Genomic DNA, 25,254 nt, shown 5'->3' on the forward strand with positions numbered 1-25,254 from the left:
TATTAATATAGGTCGGGCAATTCGTTATTGGTGTAGCCCGAGATGAATGTTTTCGTTTCGCCGGCTTCGGTATATACATGGCGACTCACCTTACCGATATCGGCACCATAGACGTGCACACTGATTGAAACTTCATCCTGTGAAGCGTTGGCGACCTGATGGACATCGCCAATGGTGGGTGATACAAGACCGACATCACCTGGTTTTAACTCATGGATTTCGCCCGGTATCACCTTGCCATCCGCTATTTCAAAACGTTGTTCTACTTCGCCGCCGCGTAACATGCCGATTAGACCCCAGACAGTATGGTCATGAACGGGCGTCTTTTGTCCCGGACCCCAGACAAAACTCACGACACTGAAGCGCTCTTCTGGGTCGCGATAAAGAAGATACTGCTGATAGTGCTCTGGGTTTGGAATCGTGCAGCTCTCGGGGAGCCAGTCATCCTCCTCCACCAGCTTACCAAGGTAGATACTGGCATGATCAAGCATCTGCTCCTCATCGGGTTTGAGTAACAACAGATCATTCATCTTTTCTACAAAGCGCCCCATTTTTCCGGCTACTATTTGGCGATTCATCACGGTTCCTTTTTATTATGTTGTGTCCAATGTAAACGCTCGCAGCGATAAAAAAAAGGGGCTCATCGAGCCCCTAAAACTGAAAAAGCCCAGCAAGGCTGGGCTTTCGTCACTCTGTTGAACCGACTTAAAAGAGTCGGCGACAGCGAATTGTGCCGTCAATCTCAGAGAGTTTTTCAATAGCAATTTTTGAGCTATCAGCGTCAACATCGATTACAACGTAGCCAACTTTCTCGTTGGTCTGAAGGTACTGACCCACAATGTTGATGTCATTTTCAGAGAAGATGTTGTTGATTTTCGACAGCACGCCAGGCACGTTTTTGTGCACGTGAAGTAGGCGGTGTGCATTGTTGTGGCCAGGAAGTGCTACTTCTGGGAAGTTAACAGAGGTAATTGATGAACCGTTGTCAGAGTATTTAACGAGCTTTTCTGCCACTTCATAGCCGATGTTCATCTGCGCTTCCATTGTCGAACCACCGACGTGTGGCGTCAGGATGACGTTGTCGAACTGGCGCAGTGGGCTGATGAACTCATCATCATTTGAACGTGGTTCAACTGGGAATACGTCAATTGCAGCACCCAGCAGTTTGCCGCTCTCAAGCGTTTCGCATAGCGCATCAATATCAACGACAGTGCCGCGAGCCGCGTTGATTAGGATCGAGCCCTGCTTCATCGCTTCAAACTGAATAGGGCCCATCATGTTCTGAGTAGCCGCCGTCTCGGGTACGTGAAGTGAAACAACATCACACATACCCAAAAGTTCATGCAGTGTGCCTACCTGTTTCGCGTTACCAAGTGGTAGCTTAGTGATGACGTCATAGAAGTAGACATCCATTCCCAAACCTTCAGCCATCACACTCAGCTGAGAACCGATGCTGCCGTAACCAATAATCCCCAGCTTCTTCCCACGCACTTCGTAGCTATTTTTAGCCGTTTTCTGCCAGCCGCCACGGTGAGCAACCGCGTTCTTCTCTGGCACACCACGCATCAGCATGATGGTTTCAGCAAGAACCAGTTCAGCGACAGAGCGCGTGTTTGAGTAAGGTGCGTTGAATACAGCGACACCGCGTTCTGTCGCTGCTTGAAGATCAACTTGGTTGGTACCGATACAGAAACAGCCAACCGCAACCAATTTTTCAGCCGCTTCAAACACTTTTTCAGTTAGCTGAGTGCGCGAGCGAATGCCAACGAAATGAGCATCAGCGATGCGTTCTAGTAACTCCTCTTCTGGAAGTGAGCCCGTGTGGAACTCAATGTTGGTGTAGCCTTGCGCGTTCAATGTATCAACGGCTGATTGGTGCACACCTTCCAATAGAAGAATTTTGATTTTGCCTTTTTCTAGAGACGTCTCTTTGCTCATTTTTGCCACTCGATTCTGAGGTTTAACCACTAGGGCTTAAAAATTTAGGGGCGCGATTATAGCACAAAGGGACGATTGGTCGGCTTTTATACAATCGTAGTGGGCGAAATATTCTCAGGTTAAGCTGAATTATTTTTGTAAAAAGGGATGTTTGTATTGCGAATGCAAACTTTGGATATAAAAAAGCCCTCTGTAAGAAGAAGGCCTTTTAAAAACTATTTATCAGCTGTAATAGCAAAGGTAAGCCGTTGCTGTTGCTACTTTGACTTCAAATGAGCTATTGGCTGGCACATTGAACTGGCTGCCCGCAGGGAAGCTTTGGAATTCCGTGGCTTCAGGTAGGCGAACAACCAGTTCACCGTGTACCACCTTCATTACTTCGTTCTGGCTAGTGCCGAACGTGTATTCACCCGGTGCCATCACACCAGAGGTTACAGGACCGTCAGCTGATTCAAAGCCGATCGATTTAACATTGTCATCAAAGTAAGAGTTAACTGACAGCATGGGTGTCTCCTAAAAAATTGAAGGCAAATAGTATTCAGAGTTGTGGAGTTTGTCACTATCGATCTAAAGGAGTAGGCTTCGCCCATTCATTGCAAGGATTGCAGACCAACCATGATTGAAGCGAACAGCCGCGAATATTGGCGTGCCACTTTGGCCCTCTGTTTAGGGTCGTTCATGATTTTTGCCAACGTTTATATCACCCAGCCACTGCTTCCCACTCTCGCAGAGGAGTTTCAGGTTTCAGCGCTAGAGGCCAGTTGGACGTTTACTATAACCACTCTGACTTTGGGTCTCTCCTTGCTCTTCTACGGTGCACTGTCTGACTCTTTGGGTCGCCGGGGCATCATGATATTGACCCTGGCTGGCGTGATGGGCTGCGGTTTCGCATTGAGTCAGGTGGAAGGGTATCAACAACTTCTTTTGTTAAGGGCCGCTCAAGGGCTTTTACTCGGTGGGTTACCTGCTATTGCCATCGCGTACATGAACGATGAATTTACTCCGCGTGCACTCTCTCTTGCGGTCGGTCTGTACATTGGGGGAAATACACTCGGGGGAATTGGCGGGCGCTTAATCGGTGGTTTTGTCGGTGAGTCTTTAGGCTGGCAAGGAGCCTTTTTAGTGATGGCTATGATCAGCCTAGCCTGTGTAGCGACCTTTGTTTATCTACTGCCAGCATCGAAACGCTTTGAATCTAGGCCTTTGAGAGTTGGACCGATGTTACGATCAATGGGAGATCATCTCTCCAATCCTATGCTGCTGAGCGCTTATCTTATTGGCGGTCTCAATTTTTTCATCTTCATAAACCAATACAGTTACATTACCTTCGTATTGGCGGATGAGCCCTACAACTTGCCTGCTAGTCTGCTTGGCATGCTGTTTTTGACCTATCTGACCGGCACCTTTGGCTCGGCCATCTCAGGTAAGGTGTCAGATTATCTCTCTCAGCCTAAAGCGATGGCTTTGGGTATTGCCATTTTGGCGGTGGGCAGCTGTGTCACCCTGTTTGAGTCACTGCCTATGATCATTGTTGGCTTTCTAATTAATAGCTTTGGTTTCTTCTTCAGCCACTCTACGGCCAGTAGTTGGGTCAGTAAGCAGGCAACCCATGCCAAAGCGAGCGCCTCTTCACTCTATCTACTCTTTTACTATCTTGGTGCGAGTTTGGGTGGGTTCTATCTGCAGCCCTTCTGGTCGATCTGGCACTGGCCTGGGGTGATCTTAGGATCATTGATTGTATTGGCTCTGACCTTTAGCTATTCGCTGCGCTTAGAGAGAAAACGTCAGGCCATTGTCGGTTAGCGGACTGGTTACATCCAGAATCTTGTTTAGCACGTAAATTTTAATTTTGGGTGCACCATGGCAGATCTTCTAATAGTCGGTAGCGGGGGTATTGGTCAGGCGTTTGCTAAACAATCCAACGCTCGCAATCCTGAAATTCGAGTACTTCAAACCAAAAGAGTTGCATCGGGTGACAGACCGATCCTGTTGGATCTGACCGATGCCCAGACGTATCAGCCCTGCATTGAACAACTGAAAGCACTCGGTTTTAACCCCTCTAGAATCATTTTTTCTCAGGGTCTTCTTCACAATGAGATACAGCGTCCGGAGAAGTCCCTTCGCGAAATGGATCTTGATTGGATGACACAGGTGATGCAGGTTAATGCGCTCGGGCCTATGGCGTTTCTAGCCCAACTGATGCGATTGATTCCACGTCAGTCAGAGCTGCAGATCGCTTTTCTATCGGCACGTGTTGGCAGTATTTCCGATAACCAACTAGGCGGTTGGTACGGCTATCGAGCATCTAAAGCGGCGCTAAATATGCTGATTAAAACCCTCAGTATCGAACTTGCAAGAACCCACCCTAAGGTTCAACTGTTGGCGCTACACCCAGGTACAACCGATACAGAACTATCTAAACCCTTTCAGGCCAGAGTACCGGAGGGTAAACTCTTCACTACGACCTTTGCCGCCAGTGCGCTATTGGATGTTATGGAGAGCGCCCGCGGGGGGCAGAGTGGTCAATTTTTAGCTTGGGATGGCTCTTCAATCCCCTGGTAAGCCATTAAGGAGTTTTTATGCTTTGGATTAAGATGTTTCACATTCTGGCGATGACGAGCTGGATGGCTGGTATTTTCTATCTTCCACGCATATTTGTGCACTATGTTGAGGGTAAGGCAGCGGGTCAAGATGTTGCGCGTTTGTCGATTATGGCGTCAAAACTCTACGGTTTCATGACCATAATGGCTATATTCACCTTAGGCTTGGGGCTCTGGTTATGGCTAGGCTATGGCTTCAGCGGTGGTTGGATGCATGCCAAATTGCTATTTGTAGGCTTTTTGATCGGATTCCATTTTTGGTGTCGCTCTTACCTGCAGAGATTAAAGCGTGATGAGCTCACTCAGAGTGGACGTTACTTTCGACTCTTTAATGAGTTGCCACTGCTCATTTTCGTGCCGATTCTTATCTTTGTCGTTGTGAAGCCCTTCTAAGAGCCTTTGAACAAACTCTTCAAGCGGCGCTCGATCAACTCAGTTTTCTGTTTCAGTTGTCGAGCGTCGTCAACAAATCCTTCAAACTCAACCCGTGTGGGCAGTAAGTTTATCTCCTCTTGGAGATACTCTTTGGCGGTCATAGTGAGTGTTTGTTGGCTGCTGTTTGCCCACTCTAGCGATTGATTGATTGGCTTCATAATCATAGCGGCCGGTAGATCGCCAATTTGCTCCGCTAACCAATCTTCCCAGTCTAAGGTTGGGTTATCAAAAGCGTGAGAGAGACGTTGCAAGAGCGCAGAATCGCCTTTTACCTCAACGCCTTGACCGAACATAACCGAGTTAGGGTCTTTAAGCAGTTTGATAAGATCAGAGGCAGAACCCGTTAATTGAGTGGTCGGTTCACCCTCATATTCCCGCATAACGCTAACCTGATCATCGCTGAATATCAGTGTGATCGTTAGCCCTTTGGGCAGTAGGGTCACGCCTAAACTTTGACCAGCGAGTTTACTCAGTGTGTTACGAGCACTAGGGCGGGTGGAAAGATAGGCGTTTATCGCTGATTCAATGGAGCCAGTTAGAGTCGCATCGATCAGATTCATAAACCTACCCCCTCAATTCGCTTTGTTAAGGCTTAATTCCGGTGTGAAGGGCAACAATGCCCTGGGTCAGGTTGCGGTAACGTGTCTGCACAAATCCAGCACTGTCCATCATCCCTTTTAGGGTCTCTTGATCAGGGTGCATGCGAATCGACTCTGCCAAGTAGCGGTAGCTTTCGGCATCGTTGGCAATCAACTGACCCATTTTAGGAAGTAGGTTGAATGAGTAGAAGTCGTACGCTTTTGTCAGCAGTGGATTCTCGGTTTTAGAGAATTCCAACACCATCAATTTGCCACCTGGTTTAAGAACTCGGTTCATAGAGCGCAGGGCCGCATCTTTGTCGGTCACGTTGCGCAGGCCAAAGGCGATGGTGATGATATCGAAGGTGTTGTCTTCAAAAGGGAGACATTCTGCGTTGGCTTGCACGTACTCAACGTTGCCGGCAACACCCTTGTCGATCAGTTTATCGCGCCCCACTTTCAACATGGAGTCGTTGATATCCGCCAATACCACTTTACCTGATTGTCCGACAATCTGTGCAAAGCGGCGTGTCAGATCACCTGTTCCGCCAGCGATATCGAGGATCTTATGGCCAGTACGAGCGCCAGAGCTCTCGATCGTGATGCGTTTCCAGATTCGGTGAATACCGCCTGACATCAGATCATTCATCACGTCGTATTTTGCGGCTACCGAGTGAAATACATCGGCAACACGGTTAACTTTTTCGTCAACCGGCACCTCTTGGTAGCCAAAGTGAGTGGTGTTTTTCTGATTGTCTGACATGGGGTTTGATCCACTTAACGTTTCAATGGGGCTATTGTAACGACAGGACGGCAGCTTGTCGTTAGCCTATCGCAATCATTCCATTGTCTCGGCTAGCACCTGCTGCATCAAGTCGAGCGAGATAATCACTCCAATACTGCTCTTGATTGTGCGCTAGGTCGTGGAGGTAGGCCCAGGTATAGAGTCCAGAGTCGTGCCCATCATCAAAGATCAACTTCAGAGCATAGTTGCCGCTTGCTTCGACGCCTTTAAGGCCAACCAAGCGCTTGCCGGTCTGAAGGACCTCTTGACCAATGCCATGCCCTCGAACCTCTGCAGAGGGGCTATGAACGCGCAGAAACTCGGCGGTCAGCTCATAGTTGCCATCTTCATAGACCAACTCAAGTGTCTTAGAGCGCTTGTGAAGATGGATCTGTTTAGGCATGGGCACAGAACTCATGGCGTAACCTCGTATTAAAGAATGTAGTGACTCAAGTCCTCGTCGGCGCTCAGTTCACCAAGGTATTGGTCTACAAAGTTACGATCAATCTCTACGGTTTGACCACTCTTGTCGGCTGCACTAAAAGAGAGCTCTTCGAGTAGGCGCTCCATCATCGTATGCAGACGTCGTGCTCCAATGTTTTCGGTCTTTTCGTTCACCGACCAAGCGAGTTCGGCGATGCGCTGAATCCCCTCTTGGGTAAATTCAATCGAAACGCCTTCAGTGGCCATCAGGGCTTTATATTGCTCTGTAAGAGCGGCTTTGGGCTCGGTCAAAATACGAGAGAAGTCTTCCGGTGTCAGTGCTTCCAGTTCTACACGAATCGGTAAGCGACCTTGGAGTTCTGGGATCAGATCCGATGGGCGAGCCAGGTGGAAGGCGCCTGACGCGATGAACAGTATGTGATCGGTTTTGATCATGCCGTGCTTCGTGCTGACCGTACACCCTTCGATAAGCGGTAGAAGATCTCTCTGTACCCCTTCACGTGACACGTCAGCGTTGCCAGACTCGGCGCGTTTACACACCTTGTCGATCTCATCTAAGAAGACAATGCCATTCTGCTCTACCGCTTCTAGCGCTTGCTGTTTGAGGTCGTCCTCTTTAATCAGCTTAGCGGCCTCCTCTTCGGTTAGAAGCTTGAAGGCCTCTGATACCTTAAGACGGCGCGACTGCTTCTTATCCTGCCCCATGTTGGCGAAGAGACTCTGCAACTGATTCGTCATCTCCTCCATGCCCGGTGGTGTCATGATCTCAACACCGACCTTGGGTTGAGCAATTTCAATATCGATCTCTTTATCGTCGATCTGACCTTCACGCAGCTTTTTGCGGAAGATTTGGCGGGTTGCTGAGTCGGTTTTGTCTAGCTCTTCACTGCCGATAGGGCGTGCTTCAGGTAGCAGTGCGTCCAGAATACGCTCTTCGGCAGCCTCTTCAGCACGGAACTTGTTCTTCTCGATCGCCTGTTCACGCAGCATTTTAATCGATTGGTCGACCAGATCGCGGATGATGGTCTCAACATCACGACCCACATAGCCCACTTCTGTGAATTTTGTCGCTTCAACCTTAATGAACGGAGCGTTCGCAAGCTTCGCCAAACGGCGTGCAATCTCAGTCTTACCTACACCGGTAGGTCCGATCATAAGAATGTTTTTAGGGGTGACTTCACCGCGCATCTCTTCATTCAGCTGCATGCGGCGCCAACGGTTACGCAACGCAATTGCAACAGAGCGTTTAGCGGAATCCTGACCAATAATGTGACGATCGAGTTCTGAGACGATCTCGCGAGGGGTCATAGCTGACATAATAGGCTCCTTAGGCGACAGACTCGAGTTGTTCGATGGTTAGGTTGGCGTTAGTGAAGACGCAGATGTCGGCTGCGATCTTAAGGCTCTTCTCAACGATGTCGCGTGCGTTTAGTTCACTGTTATCAACCAGTGCGCGGGCTGCCGCAAGGGCATAGTTGCCACCTGAACCGATCGCAATAACACCGTCTTCCGGTTCGATCACATCGCCGCTGCCGGAGATAAGAAAGGTCTTCTCAGAGTTGGCCACCAGCATCAAGGCCTCTAAACGACGCAACACTCGATCCGAGCGCCACTCGCGAGCAAGGTGGATAACCGCGTTCACAATGTTGCCTTGGTGTTTATCAAGCTGTTGCTCAAATAGATCGCGAAGAGTAATCGCATCGGCAGTACTACCAGCAAAGCCGGTGATGACTTTGTGTTTATCGATGACATTAACTTTGCGGGCGCTACCTTTCATTACAGTATTACCCAGAGAGACTTGGCCGTCGCCGCCTACAACGACTTGATCACCGCGGCGAACAGAAACAATAGTGGTCATTAGAGATTTTCCCAATCATAAGCTTATCTGCATTTATTGGGATGAATCGACCGTTTTCAAGGCTAGTTTACTTTGCGCTTAACCGGGTGGATGTTCAGTTTTTCGAGTTTAGCTGTAGCGCTTTTCAACTCGTTATAGGTCGAGAAGTTTCCAGTCGATACTCGGTACCAAACACCATTACTCCCCTCCGTGCGGGACATGGTCACGTTTGGTAGGCCAGAAAGGGCCAGTCGTGCGCGCTGAGCTTCAGCATCGCGGGCATTGCGGAATGAGCCAGTCTGCAGTCGGTAAACAGCATCCAGCGAAGCCGTTTTGGGGGTCGAAACATAGGCTGACTCTTCAGGTGTTTGGACTTCGCTCTCTTCTAATAGCTTGTAGAAACCGAAGCGTTCATCCTGTGATTCAAGGTCGATGTTATCCAAAGGCAGAGCTTCACCGGGTTGACGGGGCTCTACTTGGGCTGGAATCACGGGCTCCTGTGTTGGAACCTGCTGGGTCGCTTTAGGGGGCGCGGTAGGTGCCGGTTGTTGAATCAGGAAGAAGATCAGACCAGCAAGCAGACCCAAAGCCACGACAACAGCAAGCACTAAACCGGCAGATACTCCTGAAGGTTGAGGAGCGGCCGGTTTTTTGCGAGCGCTCGAGGTTGTGCGAGTGGCACCGCCTCGAGGCTTGTTTGACTTGGGTTTGGATGCAAAGTCTCGGTTCGACATGATTACATCTGTTCAGGTGCAGAGACACCAAGAATGGTTAGACCGTTTGCGATGACCTGGCGCACAGCCACAGAGAGCGTGATACGAGCATTGCGTAGCGCCTCATCATCAATCAGCATCTTATGGCCGTTGTAGTAGGTGTGGTAATCCGACGCGAGGTCACGCAGGTAGTTAGCCAGTTGGTGTGGCTCGAAGTTGGCTGCCGCGTGTTTAACCGTCTCTGGATATTTGCCCAGTGCAGTGACAAGGTCACGCTCCGCTTCGCTATCCAAACGCTCAAGTGATGCTAAGCCCATCGCTTGATCCCAAGCCATCCCTTCACTCTCTAATTTGCGCAGTACCGAGCAGATTCGAGCGTGAGCGTACTGGATGTAGTAGACCGGGTTATCCTTAGATTCTGACTTGGCAAGGTCTAGATCAAAGTCCATGTGCTGATCGGCTTTGCGAGTGACATAGAAGAATCGACATGCGTCATTGCCTACCTCGTCGCGAAGCTCACGCAGTGTGACGAATGAACCTGAACGAGTCGACATCTGAACGCGTTCGCTGCCACGGTAAAGTATGGCGAACTGAACCAGTTTCACCACCAGACGCTCTGGATCGTATCCAAGTGCCTGAATGGCCGCTTTGACTCGAGTAATGTAGCCGTGGTGATCGGCACCCCAGACGTTGATAACGGTTTGGAAACCGCGCTCAAATTTGTTCATGTGGTAGGCGATGTCAGAGGCAAAGTAGGTGGTCTGGCCGTTGGCACGTTTAACCACACGATCTTTATCATCTCCGAAATCGGTCGATTTGAACCAGATATTGCCATCCTCTTCGTAGAGATAGCCCTTATCATCAAGGCGTTTAAGTGCCTCATCAACATCACCGCTGGAAGTAAGTGAGCGCTCACTAAACCAGCACTGATAGTTCACGCCGAACTCACCTAAGTCTTCGCGAATATCGCCTAGGATTGAGTCCAGGCCGGCATCGAATAGCGTTCTGTATTGTGAGCCAAGGATATTTTGAGCGCGATCGATAAGCCCATCGATGTGAAGCTCTTTATCGCCGCCGGCCGGTTCATCAGCAGGGACATCGAGATAGAGATCATCGAGTGAACACTGCAGTGCATCACCCTGAGTGGCTTTTAAGCTAGCTGCGATGTCACGAATGTACTCACCCTGGTAGCCGTTGGCTGGGAAGGTGATGGTATCGCCAAGCAACTCGAGGTAACGAAGAAAGACGCTGACCGCCAGAATGTTCATTTGGCGACCCGCATCGTTGACGTAGTACTCACGCTCAACGTTCATACCACCGGCTTCCAGCAGGTCAGCCAGTGTTGCACCGTAAGCGGCACCGCGGCCATGACCTACGTGCAATGGCCCTGTTGGGTTAGCAGAGACAAACTCAACTTGTATACGATCATCACTGGTCGGTTTGCTGCGGCCAAACTGATCAGTCTGCTCCAGAACATCGGCAACCACCGAATAGATCGCGGCATCGTTGACAAAGAAGTTGATGAAGCCAGGACCGGCAATCTCAGCTCTGTCCACCACTGCTGAAGCTGGAAGAGCTTGCAAAATCATCTCTGCAATAGCGCGTGGGTTTTGGCGAGCCGGTTTTGCCAGTGTCATCGCAAGGTTGGTCGCAAGATCACCGTGCGCCTTGTCACGTGTGTTTTCAACTTGGATGTTTGGCTCAAGATCAGCAGGGAGTTTGCCCTCTGCTTTCAGTGCTTCAATGGCGCCGTTTAACAGGAGCGCTATCTGTTCTTTCATGTCTTTACTCAGTGAAATAGATCGATGGTGTAGTCTGTCACTACAAAGTTGGCAGCATTATATCGTTTTGCAGCCCTTAAAAGCTATCGACGGGGTCAATGTCTATGTTCCAGCGAACGCGACTCGACTCTTTGTCTTGCTCTAACCAATTTTGTGCTGCTTTTAGAGTGCCTTGGATCGACGTGCGAGAGTCTCCCGTGAACATCAATTGCGCTCTAAACATGCCAGCACGCTTCTCCATGAAGGAGGGGAAGGGGCCGCTGATCATCGGAAGCTGTTCTCTTGGGTAGGTAGCCTCTAAGTATCTCCTTAAGCGCATAAGGTGTGCTTCTGCCCAGCCCTGTTTTTTCGCTTCAGCACGGATAATCGCTTGGAAAGCAAAGGGGGGGAGTTGAGCCTGTTTGCGACTCATTAACTCCTGTTCTGCAAAGGTGAGATAGCCAGAGGTAACCAAGGTGTTTAGTAGAGGGTGATCAACCTGTTGGGTTTGTAACACCACTTCGCCGGGACGTTCTGCTCGCCCCGCTCGTCCGGCAACCTGCATAATCAGTTGCGCGGTTCGCTCCATGCCGCGTACATCGGCACTGAATAGACCTGCGTCTGTATTGACGATGACGACCAGTGTGACGTTCGGAAAGTGGTGGCCTTTGGCCAGCATCTGAGTACCGACTAGGATGCAGGGGTCGCCACTATTAACCTCGTTCATCAAGGACTCAAATGCTTGGCGAGAGTGGGTTGAATCACGATCCACACGTTTGATGCTTGTATTGGCGAAGAGCTCGGACAACCGCTGTTCGATTCTCTCCGTACCGCTGCCGGCCGGTCTTAGTTGATCACTGCCACAGTGCTGACAGTGGCGAGGGATTGGGGTTTGTCGATCACAGTGATGGCAATGCAGCTTTGGTGGTTTTCGATGCAGCGTCATGCGTGCATCACAGCGTGTACAGTCAACAGTTGATCCGCAATCCTGACAGGTCAGGGTTGGGGCAAAGCCGCGGCGGTTGATAAATACCAGGACTTGGTTGCCAAGGGTAATGTGATCATTAATGCGACTGATAATCTCTGGAGCGAGGCCGGTATCTAACTCAACCCCTTTCGTATCAAACAGCTCAAAGCTGGGTGCCGCTGCTCGACCCGCACGCTGTGTCAGTTGCAACTCTTGGTAGCGGCCCTGTTGAACGTTAAGTAGCGATTCCAGTGCCGGTGTCGCACTGCCCATGATGACGGGTATATCAAGCTGTTTTGCGCGAACCAGAGCAAGGTCTCGTGCGTGATAACGGAAACCCTCTTGCTGTTTAAACGATGGGTCGTGCTCCTCATCAATGACGATCATCCCAAGATTAGCAAAAGGAATGAATATCGCTGAGCGTGTGCCAATGACGATGCGTGTCTCCCCGGACCGGATCGACTGCCAAGCATCAAAGCGCATTCGATCCGTAAGGCCTGAGTGCAGCGAAGCAATGTTCGCGTTGAAGCGAGCAGTAAAGCGCTCAACCAGTTGTGGGGTTAAGCCAATCTCGGGCACCAAAATCAACACCTGCTTGCCGTTGGCCAACGCCTGCTCGATCGATTGTAGATAGACTTCGGTTTTTCCTGAGCCGGTCACGCCGACTAATAGAATTGGGCTGAATCCCTCGCTCTGTTTGATCTGATCAACCGCTCGTTGTTGCTCAGCATTCAGTGCCAAGCCCGCAACGCTAGGTAGGACAGTGTTGACCTGCTGTGCACCGATTAAAGGCGCTTCACAGGGTTCGATCTGCTCTGATTCAATCAGCGCCTTTTGCACTTGTGACGTGAATTCAGCCTCTCTAATTGCGGATGTGCTGATTGGCTGTCGGTTCTCAATCAGTGTAAACAAGGCACGCTGTCTGACGGCCCGTTTGGGCAGCGATTCAATATTGGCGTGCTCGGTTAAACGCCAGTAATCGGGTGCTGAGAAGGGGTGCTGCTCTTTGCGTGCTAAGTTGGGTAGAAGGTGAATCAAGGCATCGCCCAGTGGGTACTTATAATAGCTGGCCGCCCACTCACCGAGTTGTATCTGCTCATCATCGACTAGGGGATCATGATCGAGTAACGCTTCGAAAGGTTTCAGCTTTTTAAGTGGAACTTCGGTCTGCTCACTAAGGCTATGAATCATTCCTATCAAGCTGCGCTGCCCGAATTTGACCAGCACACGAGCTCCGATAGCGGGCACAGCCACTCCTTGCGGAATGGCGTAGTCAAACAGACGGTTTAGGGGTACCGGTAGTGCAACACGTACGATCATGGTCAAAATTTCTAATAAGCGAAGGGCAAGTCTAGCACCCATCGGGCAGTTGGAAATAGCGGCTTCAAGGTATTGGGTGATCAGTGGTTGTTATTCGTACAGCGCCTGCGTATAATTGCGCGCCTTGACATTTCCCGGCGAATTTTTCGTCAGTCGTGCGGTGCTTAAGCAGCATACTATATGCATAAAGCGTTAAGTGGCGGCACATAAAACATAGAGGTTTAATACTATGAAAGCTGGTATCCACCCAGAGTACAACGAAGTTACCTTCAACTGTTCTTGCGGTAACGTAATGACAACTCGCTCTACTATGAAAGAGAGCACAATGGCTGTCGACGTTTGCAGTCAGTGTCACCCTTTCTACACTGGTAAGCAGAAAGAAGCTCAGACCGGTGGTCGAGTGGATCGCTTCAACAAGCGCTTCGGTGCTCGCAGCCTCAAGAAGTAACTTGGGTCTCTGCATGCAGAACATTAAAAAGGCACTCATCGCGAGTGCCTTTTTTATTGCCTGTCAGTCAGCGCAAGCGAGTAGTTGTACCCCACAAGGTGCATCTGAATCAGTGCGGGTAGCCAAAGTGGTCGATGGCGATACTGTTCATCTAACCGATGGGCGTAAGGTGCGCTTGATTGGCGTTAATACCCCTGAGCTCTACTCAAAGCCAAGGGCTGAAGAGGGGGCACTACAGGCTAAACGCCAATTGCAATCTTGGGTAAAAGAGTCAGACTCTTTGCAGCTCTATTTCGGACGCGAGCCTAAAGATCGTTACGGTCGTGTATTGGGCTACCTGTTCGATGGATCGAAAACGCTCTCGCAACGTTTGATCCACGAGGGTTTGGGTTGGGCGATCAGTGTTCCCCCTAATGACCGATTAGCAGATTGTCTCTTCTCATCCGAAAACAGACCGAGAACTCTAGGTAAAGGCGTCTGGTCAAAACCCATTGCTGCCGCTAAAGAGATTGATCAAGCTGGTTTCAATTTGGTGTCGGGACGCATTACCAAGATTGATCAGGCTAAAAAGTACCTCTACGTCGAACTGGATGATCGATTGGCGGTTCGCATACCGAAAGAGTGGAGCAGGAGTCTTACCTTTTCATTGGGCGACTCATTGGAGGTGCGAGGCTGGATTTTGGATCGCCGTGACTCTTTAAAGCCGGGCTCGCGATTTAAACCCTTTTTGCTGCCGGTTTCAGACAAACGGCATATCAAAATGTGAAACGGTTATAAGCCCAATTGCTTAGACAGTTTCCTAGAATAGACCTTTCTACCGAGAGGTTATTTTTATATCATCCCACAACGACCTTTAATTAGAACATAACCTAGCCTATCTGCATCAAGCCTATGGGCCTATAACCATTCAGGATTCTACAATGTCTCAAGACTTTAAACAGGCAGCACTGGATTACCATGAGTTTCCAATGCCAGGTAAAATCAGCGTAGAACTATCTACACCTGCTGAAACTTCACGTGACCTATCTCTAGCCTACTCTCCAGGTGTTGCTGAGCCAGTGCGTGAGATCGCTAAAGATCCTGAAAATGCTTACCGTTACACGGCCAAAGGCAACCTGGTTGCCGTTATCTCAAACGGCTCTGCTATCTTGGGTCTTGGCGACCTAGGCCCATTGGCTTCTAAGCCAGTCATGGAAGGTAAAGCGCTTCTATTCAAACGTTTTGCAAACATCGACTCTATCGACATCGAAGTGGATGCTGAGAGCCCACAAGCGTTCATCGATACTGTCGCTCGCATCGCTGATACCTTCGGTGGTATCAACCTAGAAGACATCAAAGCACCAGAGTGTTTTGAAATCGAACGCACGTTGATCGAGCGTTGTAACATCCCAGTCTTCCACGATGATCAGCACGGTACTGCGATTGTGACCGCTGCCGGTATGATCAACGCACTTGAGCTTGCTGGTAAGAAGCTAGAAGAGGCATCGATTGTATGTCTTGGTGCTGGCGCTGCAGCAAGTGCTTGTATGAAGCTGTTGATCAACATGGGTGCTCGTAACGAGAACATCTACATGATCGACCGTAAGGGTGTTATCCACTCGGGTCGTGATGATCTAACTCCAGAGAAAGCGATCTTCGCAACTGAAACAGACAAACGTTCACTTGAAGATGCTATCGATGGCGCTGACGTATTCCTTGGTCTATCAGGTCCTGATCTGCTTTCAGCAGAGAACCTAGCTAAGATGGCAGCAAATCCTGTTGTCTTCGCTTGTGCAAACCCTGATCCAGAGATCAAGCCAGAACTTGCTCGCGCGACTCGTGAAGATGTCATCATGGCAACAGGTCGTTCAGACTACCCTAACCAGGTAAACAACGTGCTAGGTTTCCCATTCATCTTCCGTGGCGCTCTAGACGTTCGTGCTACAGCGATCAACGAAGAGATGAAAGCCGCAGCCGTTATCGCACTAGCAGAACTTGCTAAGCAACCTGTTACACAAGAGGTGTTGGATGCTTACGGTTTAGAGAGCCTAGAGTTCGGTCGTGAATACATTCTGCCGAAAGCGACAGATTCACGTCTATTGGGCGCGGTATCTTACGCAGTGGCTAAAGCAGCGATCGATTCAGGTGTTGCCGTTAAAGGCATGCCAGAGAACTACCCACTGAGCTAATCACTCTGAGGTAAACAAGAAGGGAAGCCATTGGCTTCCCTTTTTTGTGTTAAACACATTACAGAACTTAACGGATTATCGGAACAGCTCTTCAGAAGTAGGAGGGGCTACTTCACTGCCCGGTTTAGGAGCGACCTCAGTCGGTACCTGCTCCTCTTTGAAAATCTCGTTGTAAGCGTTTTTCTGTCCTTCGTAAGCTAGTAGTCCTGTCGCAGGATCAATCAGAGCCGTCGCAATACCTGCCGGTTCAGGAAGGTAGCTCTCCGGAATGTCTCGTAGAGCATCTCCCATGAAATCGATCCACATAGGCAGTGCTGCTGTGCTACCCCATTCGCGCTTACCTAGATGAGAGGGTTGGTCAAAGCCGACCCAAGCGGTTGCGCTCAATTTAGGGGTAAAACCGCTGAACCAAGAGTCTTTTTGATCATTGGTTGTACCCGTTTTGCCAGCAAGGTCAGCACGTTTCAGAGCAAGCGCTCGACGACCAGTACCCTTTTTAATAACGTCGCGCATCATGTCGTGAATGATGTAAGCGGTGCGCTCATCTAGCAGACGTTCAGCGAGAGGTTGTCCCGTTAACGTCACGAGTGGCTGTTCACTCTCGGTGCTGGCTTGCGCCTCAGAAGCTGTGTCATTGGAAGCCATGTCGGCGAGCTCTTGAGCGATTAACTCCGCTTGCTGGCGTTCAGGACAACTTCCACAGGCAATACTCGGATTGGCTGCAAACAGAGGTAGCCCTTCACGGTCTAGCACCGACTCAATGATGTAGGGATTGATTTTGAATCCACCATTGGCAATCGAGGCATATCCTGTTGCAACCTGAAGCGGTGTGGCATCAGCACTGCCTAGCGAGAGTGATAAGTTTTTAGGAAGCTTATCCTCTTCAAAACCAAAACCGAGTATGAAGTTTCGCGTCTCTTCGATACCTAAAGCTCGCATCAGACGAATGGATATTAGGTTACGAGAGCGGTATAGCGCCTCACGAAGTCGAGTCGGACCGCCAAACTTGCCATTATCGTTCTCAGGCCGCCAGTTACCCTCTAGGCTGACGTCATGGAAAACAACGGGAGCGTCATTGATGACCGATCCCGGAGTGTAGCCATTGCTCAGAGCGGCGCTGTAGAGGAAAGGTTTAATATTAGAACCTGGCTGACGGTACGCTTGAGTGGCTCGGTTGAACTTGTTCAGATAGAAACTAAATCCGCCGGTTAGGGATTGAATCGCGCCATTCTCAGGATTGATGGCAATGAACGCCCCTTGTACCTCGGGCAGTTGCGAGAGGCGCCAACCTTCGGCTGTCTGGCGAATTCGAATCATATCGCCAACAGCCAATACTTCTGATGCTTTCTTAGGTTCGGGACCGGTTGAGTTAACCCCTTTATATGCTCGAGCCCAGCTGATGCCTGACCAGCGCAGAGTCGTTTCACTGCCATCACCGAGTAATAGTGTCGCTTCAGAATCATCCACCGCTTTCACTAGGGCCGCCTCAAGTCCGCCATAGGCTGGTGTCGCTTTAAGTTTTTTCTGCAGTGCTGATGGTTCAATCTCTGTTAGATCAAAGTGCTGCTCTGGACCACGGTAACCGTGACGTTCCGTGTACGCCAGTAGCGCCGTTCTGAGCGCTTGATTGGCGCTGCGCTGCATGGTGCTGTCAATGGTCGTGTAGGCTTTCATGCCCTCGGTGTAGATCTTTTCACCGTAGGTTTCATAAAGCTCCGCACGGACCATCTCTGCAACGTAAGGCGCAGGGATTTCAATATCAGCACCGTGGTAGCTAGCCGTAACCGGTTGATTGACAGAGTCGGAGTAGTCGGTCGTTGTAATGAAGCCTAGCTCCTGCATTCGACCAAGAATCCAGTTTCGACGCTCGAGGGCTCTTTGCGGGTTAGTGATGGGGTTATAGGCTGATGGCGCTTTAGGTAAGCCTGCGATCATTGCCAGTTGAGCGATGTTGAGCTGATCAATGGTTTTGCCATAGTAGACCTGTGCGGCGGCTTGTATGCCGTACGATCGGTGGCCTAGATAGATTTTATTGATGTAGAGCTCAAGAATCTCTTGTTTAGAGAGTGATTGTTCAATGCTGAGTGCTAACAGAATCTCAACAAACTTACGCTCAAAGGTACGCTCGCGCGTTAAGAAAAAGTTCTTCGCCACCTGCATGGTGATGGTTGAACCACCACTCTGAATTTTGCCAGAAGTAGCTAGCTGAAAGGCTGCACGAAAAAGTCCGCGAAGATCGATCCCTTGGTGTTCAAAAAATCGTGCATCCTCTGCGGCTTGAAGCGCATGGATAAAGTGTTGCGGGATATCGGCATAGCTGATTGGGGTTCGGCGCATTTCTCCAAATTCAGCAATCAACTTTTCATCTGCACTGTAGACGCGCAGAGGGGTTTGGAATTCAACCTCACGCAGGGTCTCGGCGTCAGGCAATTGGGGGCTAAAGTAGTAGTAGATTCCGCCGGCTGCCAAAACAGCTCCCAGCAATCCAATTGCAGCCAGTGCCATCAACCATTTAATAATTTTTTTAATTATGCGCATTAATCTGCAAATTTCTTAAATTGAGCTAGGATTATAACGAGAACTTGATTTAGGTCCATAATGTCACTTGTAACTTTTGTGACTTAGTCTAGATTGAAGTTAGATAATATCCACTAATTATTAGGTATTTTTGTGTTCAAACTCTTTGGTGGTAACAAACAAAGTGTGTTGGGAGTTGATATCGGGAACTCCTCTCTTAAGCTTGTTGCTTTAAGCTTTCGTGGAAAGACGCCTGTGCTGGACGGCTTTGGCGTCATCTCTCTGCCAGAAAAATCCTTTGTAGATGGCAGTATTGAGAAACCTGAAGAGGTTGCCGATGCGATTGTCAAAGCACAGCGTCTGGCGGGTGTGAAAGCCACGCGAGCAATCACATCCGTAGCCGCCTCTGACGTGATCACAAAAGAGATTCAAATTTCTGAATTGTTCTACGGCTTCGACCTTGAAGAGCAAGTTAAAATTGAAGCTGATCAATTTATCCCCTATCCGATAGAGGATGTTGCACTGGATTTCGAGGTGCTAGGGCCTGTGCAAGGTAATCCGGCGTTTAACCGAATTGGCATTGTCGCTTGTCGTCGCGACGGCGTCTCTGCTCGAGAGGATTGCCTAGATTTGGCTGGGCTCCAATGCGATGTGGTTGATGTAGATACCTATGTCTATGAACGCGCACTCCCACCAGAAGAGCTTATGCCTGGTAGAGCCTGTGCGATTGTCGATTTTGGCGCTCATAATCTTACGTTTTACGCTTTTAAGGATGGCTTGATTAGCTACCATCGTGAGCATACCTTTGGGGGCGAGGAACTACTGCAGCAACTGCAACTCTACACAGAACTGCCACATGATGAATTGGCGGCACAGCTGCGACACGGTGAACTAGATCCCTTGCTTATCAGTCTCATGGAGAGCTTTGCCGATTCAGCGGTTCAGCAGGTATCTAGAGCTTTGCAGTTCTATTCAGCTTCGGGGTCCCAAGAGCAGTTATCGACACTGTATATTACGGGCGGTCTAGCCTCTCTACCTGGTATTAAAGATAAATTGAGCAGTGAGTTGGGTATCAGGGTTCATGGTCTAGATCCGTTTGAGAGAGTTGAGATTGCGTCCCAGATTAATGTGGATCGTTTGAATGCTGAAAAGAACGCTTTGACTAAAGCTCTCTCTTTGGCCTTGCGTGGTGTCGGGGGGCAATATGAGAACCATTAACCTGAGACCTTGGCGTGAAGAGCGAAATGCTTTCCTGCAAAAGCGTTTCTACACACAACTTATCGTCACCGCTCTGTTGGCCGCTTCGATTGTCGGAGCGAGTTACTACTACCTATCGGTTATGTTGAATAGGCAGCAGGATCGAAACGCCTATTTAACCAGCGAAATTTCACGCCTAGATGTCAAACTGAAAGAGATACAAGAGCTTAAAAACAAGCGTGAACGCCTGCTAGAACGACTGACTGCAATACAAGAGCTGCAGGGGACACGTCCTATTATCGTTCGCACCTTTGATGAGTTGGTAGAAGTTATGCCTGATGGCATTCACTACCAGTCACTGAACCGCACTGGCCAAGAGATGTCGATCAATGGCCTTGCGGTTGCTAACGAAGATGTCTCTTCGTTGATGCGCACGTTAAATGACTCTATCTGGTTTGGTGAACCCTCATTGTCGAAAGTCACGACGCAGAATGGTTTGAAAAGTTTTAATTTGCGAGTGCCGCTAGAGCGTCCCAATGTTGAGGAGGCTGCACAATGAGCTCAGTTTCCCTAAAGCAGAAGTTTGAACGCGCGTTTCGTGGCTTTGACATCAATAACTTAGATCTATCCGAAGCTTGGAGCTGGCCTTATGGCGTAAAAGCGATCGCGTTTGCTCTTTTGTTCATCATTATTAATGGTGTCGGCTTTAACTTCTTGGTGATGGATCAAAAAGAGTCGCTCGACAGAGAGATTGGTAAAGAGCAGACACTCAAAACTCAGTTTGAAGCGAAGTCCTACCAAGTGGCCTCACTGGATGCACTGAGGCGTCAAATGGCGGATGTTGAGTTACGCTTTGCTGAGATGCTGGCGCAACTGCCAACAGAGAAAGAGGTGCCAGGTCTGCTTGAGGATATCAGTGCGACAGGTCGAAACGCGGGACTCGAGATAGACTCCATCGCGCTGCAGCCAGAACGCAAGGCCTCATTCTATGTCGAACTACCGATCGCCATTCAGGTTAAAGGTACCTACCATCAGATGGGTCAGTTTGTGTCGGGTGTTGCTAGCGTTAAGCGCATCGTAACCCTACATGATTTAAACCTTAGCCCAGCGAATGGTGATCTTTTGACCATGAGCATCAGCGCTAAAACCTACCGCTATGATGATGAGGAGTGATGTGATGAATAGAACAATCAAACATCTCTCTATAATCGCGCTATTGGCATCGCTTTTGCAGGGTTGTATCTGGGTAGATGATTCGTCGGACCTTAAACTCTTTGTTCGTGAGAAGCTGGCAGCGCCTGGGGGTGGCATTGAACCACTGCCTGAACTGATCGCCTACGAAGCCTTTATATATGAAGGGCCTTGGCAGCGTGATCCCTTTGTACCGCTATTGCCACAACAGTTTCTCGATGACGATGAGGTCGTGGTTGCTCCTACAATCATGCCTGATTTCAATCGTATTAAAGAGTACTTGGAAGAGTTTCCTGTAGAGCAGTTGCAGATGGTAGGGACAATTACCTCGCCAATGGATGGTCAATTGATCGCCCTTGTCAGAGACAGTAACTCTGAAGTGCATCAAATTAAAATGGGTGCCCGCATGGGCATCGATTATGGTGTTGTAGTGAATATTGATGAACGCGGTATTGAGTTGAAAGAGATTGTATCGAACGGCCGCGGCGGCTGGATGAGTAGACCTAGAGTCGTCAAACTGCCGGGATTGGAGTAAGCCATGAATATGAAGAGATGGAAATTAAATATGTCGGTTCAGCGTTTAGTTACTCTGGTCACTTTGATGCTTATGTCGACGATGGCATCGGCGCAAACGTTAAATGCAGTGGTTGCGACTGCGCTGCCGGGCAATCAGACAGAGTTGAGGTTTGACTTCACTGATCAGCCGGCCGAACCAAAAATTTACGCAGTGGATACACCTGCGAGGTTGGTGGTTGATTTGTGGGGTGTTGATAAATCTGAGCAGTTGGATCGTTCAATCAGTGTTGGCTCTGGTCCTGTATCAAAACTGCGTTTTGCAGAAACGAACGATCGCCTTCGTGTCGTTGTCGAGCTGACGGAATCGGTTGGCTACCAAACCTCAGTGCAGGGTAATCAGTTGATCCTCTCAATGGGTAACGCAACTCAAGCTTCTGCCGATTCTGCAGCAACAGCATCTAAAGCAGCTCCTGCTCCAAAAACGGTGATGGATGACTCAACACGAGTGGTGGGTGTCGATTTTGAGCGCTTAGAGGGCAATCAAGGTAGAGTGACGATCTCTCTAAGTGACGATCGTGCTGGTTTGGATATCATCGAAGAGGGTAACGGCGTCATTGTGAATCTGGTCGGGGCAACCTTGGCACCCGGTCTCTCTCAAAAGCTTGATGTCAAAGCCTTTGCGACTCCGATCAACTTTATCGACTCGATGAATGCTGATGGCAGTGCGGCAATTTTGATTCTGCCCTCTAGCGACCCTTACGATTACCTCGCGTACCAATCCAACAATCAACTAGTGCTGGATTTCAAACCGATCTCTTTGAGTGCTCAAGCGGACCTTCAGAAAGATCTGTTCCCGTTTACCGGTGAAGAGATCGATCTAAACTTCCAGAATGTCGAAGTACGCTCAGTCCTTCAGATCATTGCGGAAGTGGCAGAGAAGAACCTAGTGGTAGGCGATGAAGTGAGCGGTAATACCACGCTTCGTCTGAAGAATGTTCCTTGGGATCAGGCGTTGGATATTATTTTGAAGACCAACGGTCTGGACAAGCGTGTCGTGGGTAACGTCATGCTAGTGGGCGATGCAACACAAATTGCTGATCGTGAACGTCAAGAGCTTGAAAACCAGCAACAGGTTAAAGAGCTGGCGCCGCTGGTAACCGAGTACATTCAGATCGATTACCGACGTGCTTCAGAGATGAAAGAGTATCTTTCGGCGGCCAATCTGATCAGTGAGCGTGGTTTTGTATTGGCTGATGACCAAACCAACGTCCTAATGGTGCGTGAGACTAACGCAGCCATCGAAGATATCCGCCGTACCCTGAAGCGCTTTGATGTTGAAGTCGCTCAGATCATGGTGGAAGCGCGCGTAGTCACGGCTTCGGCGAACTTCTCTGAAAGTCTTGGCGTTAAATGGGGCTTTGCTAATGGCCCAACCACCGTATTGGGTGATGGTCAGCTTTCGTTTGGTTCAGGCATTACGGCGCCAGGTGTAGCGGGCGTCACTCAGTCTGGTTTGAATGTGGACTTCGGTGTGGCAGGCCCCTCTTTAGCGGTCGGCTTTATCAAAAACTCGCTTCTGCTCTCGGCTGAACTTTCTGCGCTTGAGAGCTCAGGTAATGGTGAGGTGATTTCACAACCTAAGGTGATTACAACCAATGGTAAGGCGGCGAATATCACCTCTGGGCAACAGATTCCGTACCAAACGGTTGAAGACGGTACAACGACAACCGCATTCAAAGATGTCGCGCTCTCGCTTAACGTAACACCCCAGCTAAACCCTGGTGACCGAATCGCTATGGATCTAGCAATTAATCAGGACAGTGTGGGCTCAACCTTGGCTAATGGTGAAATTTCTATCAATACAAACCAATTAACTACTTCGGTTGTGGTTAACGATGGTGATACCATAGTGCTTGGTGGGGTATTCCGTACTGAAGCATCCGATGGTGTTCAGAAGGTTCCAGGTCTAGGTGACCTGCCTGTTATTGGTGCTGCGTTTAGAAATCGACAGACCACAGAACAGAAGAACGAGTTGTTGATCTTCATTACCCCGAAACTGATTCGTGAGTCACTGAACGTGCGGTAGTGTAAGGCTGTTTTTTGAAAATATTTTTAATTGGCCCTATGGGATCTGGAAAGAGCACCATAGGGCGTTTGCTTTCTAACGAGCTGAAATTGGAGTTTATTGACTCCGATAAAGTGATTGTTGACCGTGCTGGCGCCGATATTCCTTGGATCTTCGATGTTGAAGGTGAAGAGGGCTTTCGCGATCGCGAGCAGACGGTTATCGATCTAATCACTCAGCAAGATGACATCGTCTTAGCGACGGGCGGTGGTGCTGTAATGCGCCCAGCCAACCGAGAATTCCTCCGCAGCCGTGGTTTCGTTATCTACCTAGAAACCAGTATTGATCAGCAGATTGAGCGCACCGCGCGTGATCGCAACCGTCCTCTGCTGCAAACCCAAGATCCTCGCAAGACACTAGAGACCCTTTTAGAAAAACGAGATCCACTCTACCGCGACACCGCCGATATGATACTGCGCACTGATCGCAGACATCCGCGTATGGTCATCAGTGAGATCGTCAAAGCCCTTAAAAAACATCGCGTTCTGAAAAGCGCGTAGTCAGGATTCATCGCATGCAAGAGTTAAAAGTCGACTTAGGTGACCGTAGCTACCCTATCTACGTAGGCGACCATCTTTTTCAGAAAGTAGATATTGCGGGTGCGGTTCGGGGTAAGCAGGTAATGATCGTCACCAATGAGACGATTGCTCCACTCTACTTGAGCGCGCTGCGTGACCAGCTTCCTGGCCTTCAAGTGGACGAAGTGATTCTGCCAGACGGTGAGTCATTCAAAACTTTAGATACTCTTAACCTTATTTTCGATGCCTTGTTGCAGATGCGCCACAACCGCACGACCACACTGATCGCTCTAGGTGGTGGAGTTATCGGAGATATGACTGGTTTCGCAGCGGCCTCCTATCAGCGTGGTGTCGATTTCATTCAGATACCGACAACCTTGCTCTCTCAGGTAGACTCATCGGTGGGGGGGAAAACGGGCGTTAACCATCCGCTGGGTAAGAATATGATCGGTGCCTTTTATCAGCCCAAAGCGGTATTGGCCGATACCGATGTCTTGAAGACACTCCCAGAGCGTGAGTTGGCCGCGGGTCTTGCTGAAGTGATCAAGTACGGTTTGATCTACGATGTTGAATTTCTTGCTTGGCTGGAGAAGAACATCGATGGACTTAACGACTGTGATCCTGAGTTGATGGCATATGCCATTAAACGTTCTTGTGAAATCAAAGCAGAGGTCGTTGCACAAGATGAGCGTGAAGGCGGTATTCGTGCCATTTTGAATCTTGGTCACACCTTTGGCCATGCCATTGAGACTGATCAGGGCTACGGAAATTGGCTGCATGGTGAAGCGGTGGGAGCAGGTATGTGGATGGCTGCAGATCTTTCGATGCGTCTCGGTTGGTTAGAGCCTGCTGATTTAGCACGTGTTGAAACACTCTTGCGTCGAGCGAAGTTGCCGATAGCACCTCCAGCAGATATGACGCCGGATCGGTTTATTGAGTTGATGTCGGTTGATAAGAAGGTTTTAGACGGTCAGATTCGACTCGTCTTGCTGCAACAGCTAGGTCAGGCAGTCGTTACCAGCGAGGTCGACCCCGAAGCCCTAAAATCGACACTAAAGCAGCACTACAGCGGCGAATAAAAAAATTCCGACTTACAAAACGCGCCAACTTGGCGCGTTTTTTGTTTTTTCTTGGTCGATTTGTAGCCAGAGCCGTAGAAGTGTAGAATTACGGTCCCATTTTGCCTCTGTGTCATTTC

25 protein-coding genes are annotated in these 25,254 nt (G+C 49.4%); 13 read left to right on the plus strand and 12 right to left on the minus strand.

Features of this window, described 5'->3' with window-relative positions; all coding sequences use genetic code 11:
* Positions 1-2: 2 nt before the first annotated feature.
* From XMA127_RS00380 to XMA127_RS00390, 3 genes are all read right to left on the minus strand, one after another.
* Positions 3-578 (minus strand): cysteine dioxygenase, encoded by a 576-nt coding sequence (locus tag XMA127_RS00380; RefSeq protein ID WP_173482777.1) that lies wholly within the window; start codon positions 576-578, stop codon positions 3-5.
* Positions 579-705: 127 nt separating this feature from the next.
* The gene (gene serA, locus XMA127_RS00385; RefSeq protein ID WP_173482776.1) at positions 706-1,938 is read right to left on the minus strand and encodes a phosphoglycerate dehydrogenase; all 1,233 of its coding nucleotides are present in this window, start codon (positions 1,936-1,938) and stop codon (positions 706-708) included.
* A gap of 222 nt (positions 1,939-2,160) precedes the next feature.
* The gene (locus XMA127_RS00390; RefSeq protein ID WP_173484425.1) at positions 2,161-2,442 is read right to left on the minus strand and encodes a pyrimidine/purine nucleoside phosphorylase; all 282 of its coding nucleotides are present in this window, start codon (positions 2,440-2,442) and stop codon (positions 2,161-2,163) included.
* Positions 2,443-2,553: 111 nt separating this feature from the next.
* Between XMA127_RS00390 and XMA127_RS00395 the strand changes: the two genes are divergently transcribed.
* From XMA127_RS00395 to XMA127_RS00405, 3 genes are read left to right on the plus strand one after another with little or no spacing between them, the layout of a single operon-like run.
* Complete coding sequence (locus XMA127_RS00395; RefSeq protein WP_173484426.1) at positions 2,554-3,741, plus strand: MFS transporter; 1,188 nt, start codon at positions 2,554-2,556, stop codon at positions 3,739-3,741.
* Positions 3,742-3,798: 57 nt separating this feature from the next.
* On the plus strand, positions 3,799-4,500 hold the full coding sequence (locus tag XMA127_RS00400) for an SDR family NAD(P)-dependent oxidoreductase (protein WP_173484427.1): 702 nt from the start codon (positions 3,799-3,801) through the stop codon (positions 4,498-4,500).
* 17 nt (positions 4,501-4,517) lie between these two features.
* Entirely contained in the window at positions 4,518-4,931 is a 414-nt protein-coding gene (locus XMA127_RS00405; protein WP_173480095.1) for a CopD family protein, read from the plus strand.
* On the opposite strand, the gene XMA127_RS00410 is transcribed toward XMA127_RS00405, so the two are convergent.
* From XMA127_RS00410 to XMA127_RS00445, 8 genes are all read right to left on the minus strand, one after another.
* A complete protein-coding gene (locus XMA127_RS00410) occupies positions 4,928-5,533 on the minus strand; it encodes an SCP2 domain-containing protein (protein WP_173484428.1) in 606 nt (201 codons plus the stop codon). The two genes, XMA127_RS00405 and XMA127_RS00410, sit on opposite strands and share 4 nt — an antisense overlap.
* A gap of 25 nt (positions 5,534-5,558) precedes the next feature.
* Entirely contained in the window at positions 5,559-6,314 is a 756-nt protein-coding gene (gene ubiE / locus XMA127_RS00415) for a bifunctional demethylmenaquinone methyltransferase/2-methoxy-6-polyprenyl-1,4-benzoquinol methylase UbiE (RefSeq protein WP_173484429.1), read from the minus strand.
* A gap of 61 nt (positions 6,315-6,375) precedes the next feature.
* A complete protein-coding gene (locus XMA127_RS00420; RefSeq protein ID WP_173484430.1) occupies positions 6,376-6,753 on the minus strand; it encodes a gamma-butyrobetaine hydroxylase-like domain-containing protein in 378 nt (125 codons plus the stop codon).
* 14 nt (positions 6,754-6,767) lie between these two features.
* Positions 6,768-8,096, minus strand: coding sequence for an HslU--HslV peptidase ATPase subunit (gene hslU, locus XMA127_RS00425; RefSeq protein WP_173480099.1), 1,329 nt, complete (start codon positions 8,094-8,096; stop codon positions 6,768-6,770).
* A gap of 10 nt (positions 8,097-8,106) precedes the next feature.
* Entirely contained in the window at positions 8,107-8,637 is a 531-nt protein-coding gene (gene hslV / locus XMA127_RS00430; protein ID WP_173484431.1) for an ATP-dependent protease subunit HslV, read from the minus strand.
* A 62-nt stretch (positions 8,638-8,699) separates the two neighbouring features.
* The gene (locus XMA127_RS00435) at positions 8,700-9,350 is read right to left on the minus strand and encodes an SPOR domain-containing protein (RefSeq protein ID WP_173484432.1); all 651 of its coding nucleotides are present in this window, start codon (positions 9,348-9,350) and stop codon (positions 8,700-8,702) included.
* 2 nt (positions 9,351-9,352) lie between these two features.
* Positions 9,353-11,110, minus strand: a complete 1,758-nt coding sequence (argS, locus tag XMA127_RS00440) for an arginine--tRNA ligase (RefSeq protein ID WP_173484433.1) — start codon at positions 11,108-11,110, stop codon at positions 9,353-9,355.
* Between the two features lie 76 nt (positions 11,111-11,186).
* Positions 11,187-13,376, minus strand: a complete 2,190-nt coding sequence (locus XMA127_RS00445) for a primosomal protein N' (RefSeq protein ID WP_217361967.1) — start codon at positions 13,374-13,376, stop codon at positions 11,187-11,189.
* Positions 13,377-13,605: 229 nt separating this feature from the next.
* Between XMA127_RS00445 and rpmE the strand changes: the two genes are divergently transcribed.
* From rpmE to XMA127_RS00460, 3 genes are all read left to right on the plus strand, one after another.
* On the plus strand, positions 13,606-13,824 hold the full coding sequence (gene rpmE / locus XMA127_RS00450) for a 50S ribosomal protein L31 (RefSeq protein WP_173480103.1): 219 nt from the start codon (positions 13,606-13,608) through the stop codon (positions 13,822-13,824).
* A gap of 13 nt (positions 13,825-13,837) precedes the next feature.
* Entirely contained in the window at positions 13,838-14,590 is a 753-nt protein-coding gene (locus XMA127_RS00455) for a thermonuclease family protein (protein WP_173484434.1), read from the plus strand.
* Positions 14,591-14,744: 154 nt separating this feature from the next.
* A complete protein-coding gene (locus XMA127_RS00460) occupies positions 14,745-15,992 on the plus strand; it encodes a malic enzyme-like NAD(P)-binding protein (RefSeq protein WP_173484435.1) in 1,248 nt (415 codons plus the stop codon).
* Between the two features lie 75 nt (positions 15,993-16,067).
* Here the strand turns inward: XMA127_RS00460 and XMA127_RS00465 are convergent, their stop codons facing one another.
* Positions 16,068-18,530 carry a penicillin-binding protein 1A gene (locus tag XMA127_RS00465; protein ID WP_173484436.1) on the minus strand — a complete coding sequence of 821 codons (2,463 nt, stop codon included), beginning with the start codon at positions 18,528-18,530 and terminating at the stop codon, positions 16,068-16,070.
* A gap of 132 nt (positions 18,531-18,662) precedes the next feature.
* Here XMA127_RS00465 and pilM point away from each other — a divergent pair, with 132 nt between their 5' ends.
* From pilM to aroB, 7 genes are read left to right on the plus strand one after another with little or no spacing between them, the layout of a single operon-like run.
* Positions 18,663-19,727: a type IV pilus assembly protein PilM gene (gene pilM / locus XMA127_RS00470; RefSeq protein ID WP_173484437.1), complete on the plus strand. Its 1,065-nt coding sequence runs from the start codon at positions 18,663-18,665 to the stop codon at positions 19,725-19,727.
* The gene (locus tag XMA127_RS00475) at positions 19,714-20,265 is read left to right on the plus strand and encodes a PilN domain-containing protein (protein WP_173484438.1); all 552 of its coding nucleotides are present in this window, start codon (positions 19,714-19,716) and stop codon (positions 20,263-20,265) included. Before pilM ends, XMA127_RS00475 begins: the two co-directional genes overlap by 14 nt.
* The gene (locus XMA127_RS00480) at positions 20,262-20,879 is read left to right on the plus strand and encodes a type 4a pilus biogenesis protein PilO (RefSeq protein ID WP_173484439.1); all 618 of its coding nucleotides are present in this window, start codon (positions 20,262-20,264) and stop codon (positions 20,877-20,879) included. The genes XMA127_RS00475 and XMA127_RS00480 overlap by 4 nt, the downstream gene beginning before the upstream one ends.
* A gap of 4 nt (positions 20,880-20,883) precedes the next feature.
* Positions 20,884-21,432 (plus strand): pilus assembly protein PilP, encoded by a 549-nt coding sequence (locus XMA127_RS00485; RefSeq protein WP_173484440.1) that lies wholly within the window; start codon positions 20,884-20,886, stop codon positions 21,430-21,432.
* Positions 21,433-21,435: 3 nt separating this feature from the next.
* Entirely contained in the window at positions 21,436-23,499 is a 2,064-nt protein-coding gene (gene pilQ, locus XMA127_RS00490) for a type IV pilus secretin family protein (RefSeq protein WP_254448368.1), read from the plus strand.
* Between the two features lie 14 nt (positions 23,500-23,513).
* The gene (aroK, locus tag XMA127_RS00495; RefSeq protein ID WP_305792067.1) at positions 23,514-24,038 is read left to right on the plus strand and encodes a shikimate kinase AroK; all 525 of its coding nucleotides are present in this window, start codon (positions 23,514-23,516) and stop codon (positions 24,036-24,038) included.
* Between the two features lie 14 nt (positions 24,039-24,052).
* Positions 24,053-25,135, plus strand: coding sequence for a 3-dehydroquinate synthase (gene aroB, locus XMA127_RS00500; protein ID WP_173480111.1), 1,083 nt, complete (start codon positions 24,053-24,055; stop codon positions 25,133-25,135).
* Positions 25,136-25,254: the final 119 nt, after the last annotated feature.

Source organism: Marinobacterium sp. xm-a-127 (assembly GCF_013283425.1).
GTDB lineage: Bacteria > Pseudomonadota > Gammaproteobacteria > Pseudomonadales > Balneatricaceae > Marinobacterium_E.

What these genes read in the sequence shown, in the direction of transcription:
- XMA127_RS00465 (WP_173484436.1), bottom strand. Translation starts at nt 18,530, where the DNA reads ATGCGCATAATTAAAAAAATTATTAAATGGTTGATGGCACTGGCTGCA.
- XMA127_RS00410 (WP_173484428.1), bottom strand. Translation starts at nt 5,533, where the DNA reads ATGAATCTGATCGATGCGACTCTAACTGGCTCCATTGAATCAGCGATA.
- XMA127_RS00445 (WP_217361967.1), bottom strand. Translation starts at nt 13,376, where the DNA reads ATGATCGTACGTGTTGCACTACCGGTACCCCTAAACCGTCTGTTTGAC.
- pilQ (WP_254448368.1), top strand. Translation starts at nt 21,436, where the DNA reads ATGAATATGAAGAGATGGAAATTAAATATGTCGGTTCAGCGTTTAGTT.
- hslU (WP_173480099.1), bottom strand. Translation starts at nt 8,096, where the DNA reads ATGTCAGCTATGACCCCTCGCGAGATCGTCTCAGAACTCGATCGTCAC.
- XMA127_RS00485 (WP_173484440.1), top strand. Translation starts at nt 20,884, where the DNA reads ATGAATAGAACAATCAAACATCTCTCTATAATCGCGCTATTGGCATCG.
- rpmE (WP_173480103.1), top strand. Translation starts at nt 13,606, where the DNA reads ATGAAAGCTGGTATCCACCCAGAGTACAACGAAGTTACCTTCAACTGT.
- hslV (WP_173484431.1), bottom strand. Translation starts at nt 8,637, where the DNA reads ATGACCACTATTGTTTCTGTTCGCCGCGGTGATCAAGTCGTTGTAGGC.
- ubiE (WP_173484429.1), bottom strand. Translation starts at nt 6,314, where the DNA reads ATGTCAGACAATCAGAAAAACACCACTCACTTTGGCTACCAAGAGGTG.
- aroB (WP_173480111.1), top strand. Translation starts at nt 24,053, where the DNA reads ATGCAAGAGTTAAAAGTCGACTTAGGTGACCGTAGCTACCCTATCTAC.
- XMA127_RS00475 (WP_173484438.1), top strand. Translation starts at nt 19,714, where the DNA reads ATGAGAACCATTAACCTGAGACCTTGGCGTGAAGAGCGAAATGCTTTC.
- XMA127_RS00420 (WP_173484430.1), bottom strand. Translation starts at nt 6,753, where the DNA reads ATGAGTTCTGTGCCCATGCCTAAACAGATCCATCTTCACAAGCGCTCT.
- XMA127_RS00390 (WP_173484425.1), bottom strand. Translation starts at nt 2,442, where the DNA reads ATGCTGTCAGTTAACTCTTACTTTGATGACAATGTTAAATCGATCGGC.
- XMA127_RS00405 (WP_173480095.1), top strand. Translation starts at nt 4,518, where the DNA reads ATGCTTTGGATTAAGATGTTTCACATTCTGGCGATGACGAGCTGGATG.
- XMA127_RS00435 (WP_173484432.1), bottom strand. Translation starts at nt 9,350, where the DNA reads ATGTCGAACCGAGACTTTGCATCCAAACCCAAGTCAAACAAGCCTCGA.
- XMA127_RS00460 (WP_173484435.1), top strand. Translation starts at nt 14,745, where the DNA reads ATGTCTCAAGACTTTAAACAGGCAGCACTGGATTACCATGAGTTTCCA.
- argS (WP_173484433.1), bottom strand. Translation starts at nt 11,110, where the DNA reads ATGAAAGAACAGATAGCGCTCCTGTTAAACGGCGCCATTGAAGCACTG.
- XMA127_RS00380 (WP_173482777.1), bottom strand. Translation starts at nt 578, where the DNA reads ATGAATCGCCAAATAGTAGCCGGAAAAATGGGGCGCTTTGTAGAAAAG.
- XMA127_RS00400 (WP_173484427.1), top strand. Translation starts at nt 3,799, where the DNA reads ATGGCAGATCTTCTAATAGTCGGTAGCGGGGGTATTGGTCAGGCGTTT.
- XMA127_RS00455 (WP_173484434.1), top strand. Translation starts at nt 13,838, where the DNA reads ATGCAGAACATTAAAAAGGCACTCATCGCGAGTGCCTTTTTTATTGCC.
- XMA127_RS00395 (WP_173484426.1), top strand. Translation starts at nt 2,554, where the DNA reads ATGATTGAAGCGAACAGCCGCGAATATTGGCGTGCCACTTTGGCCCTC.
- XMA127_RS00480 (WP_173484439.1), top strand. Translation starts at nt 20,262, where the DNA reads ATGAGCTCAGTTTCCCTAAAGCAGAAGTTTGAACGCGCGTTTCGTGGC.
- serA (WP_173482776.1), bottom strand. Translation starts at nt 1,938, where the DNA reads ATGAGCAAAGAGACGTCTCTAGAAAAAGGCAAAATCAAAATTCTTCTA.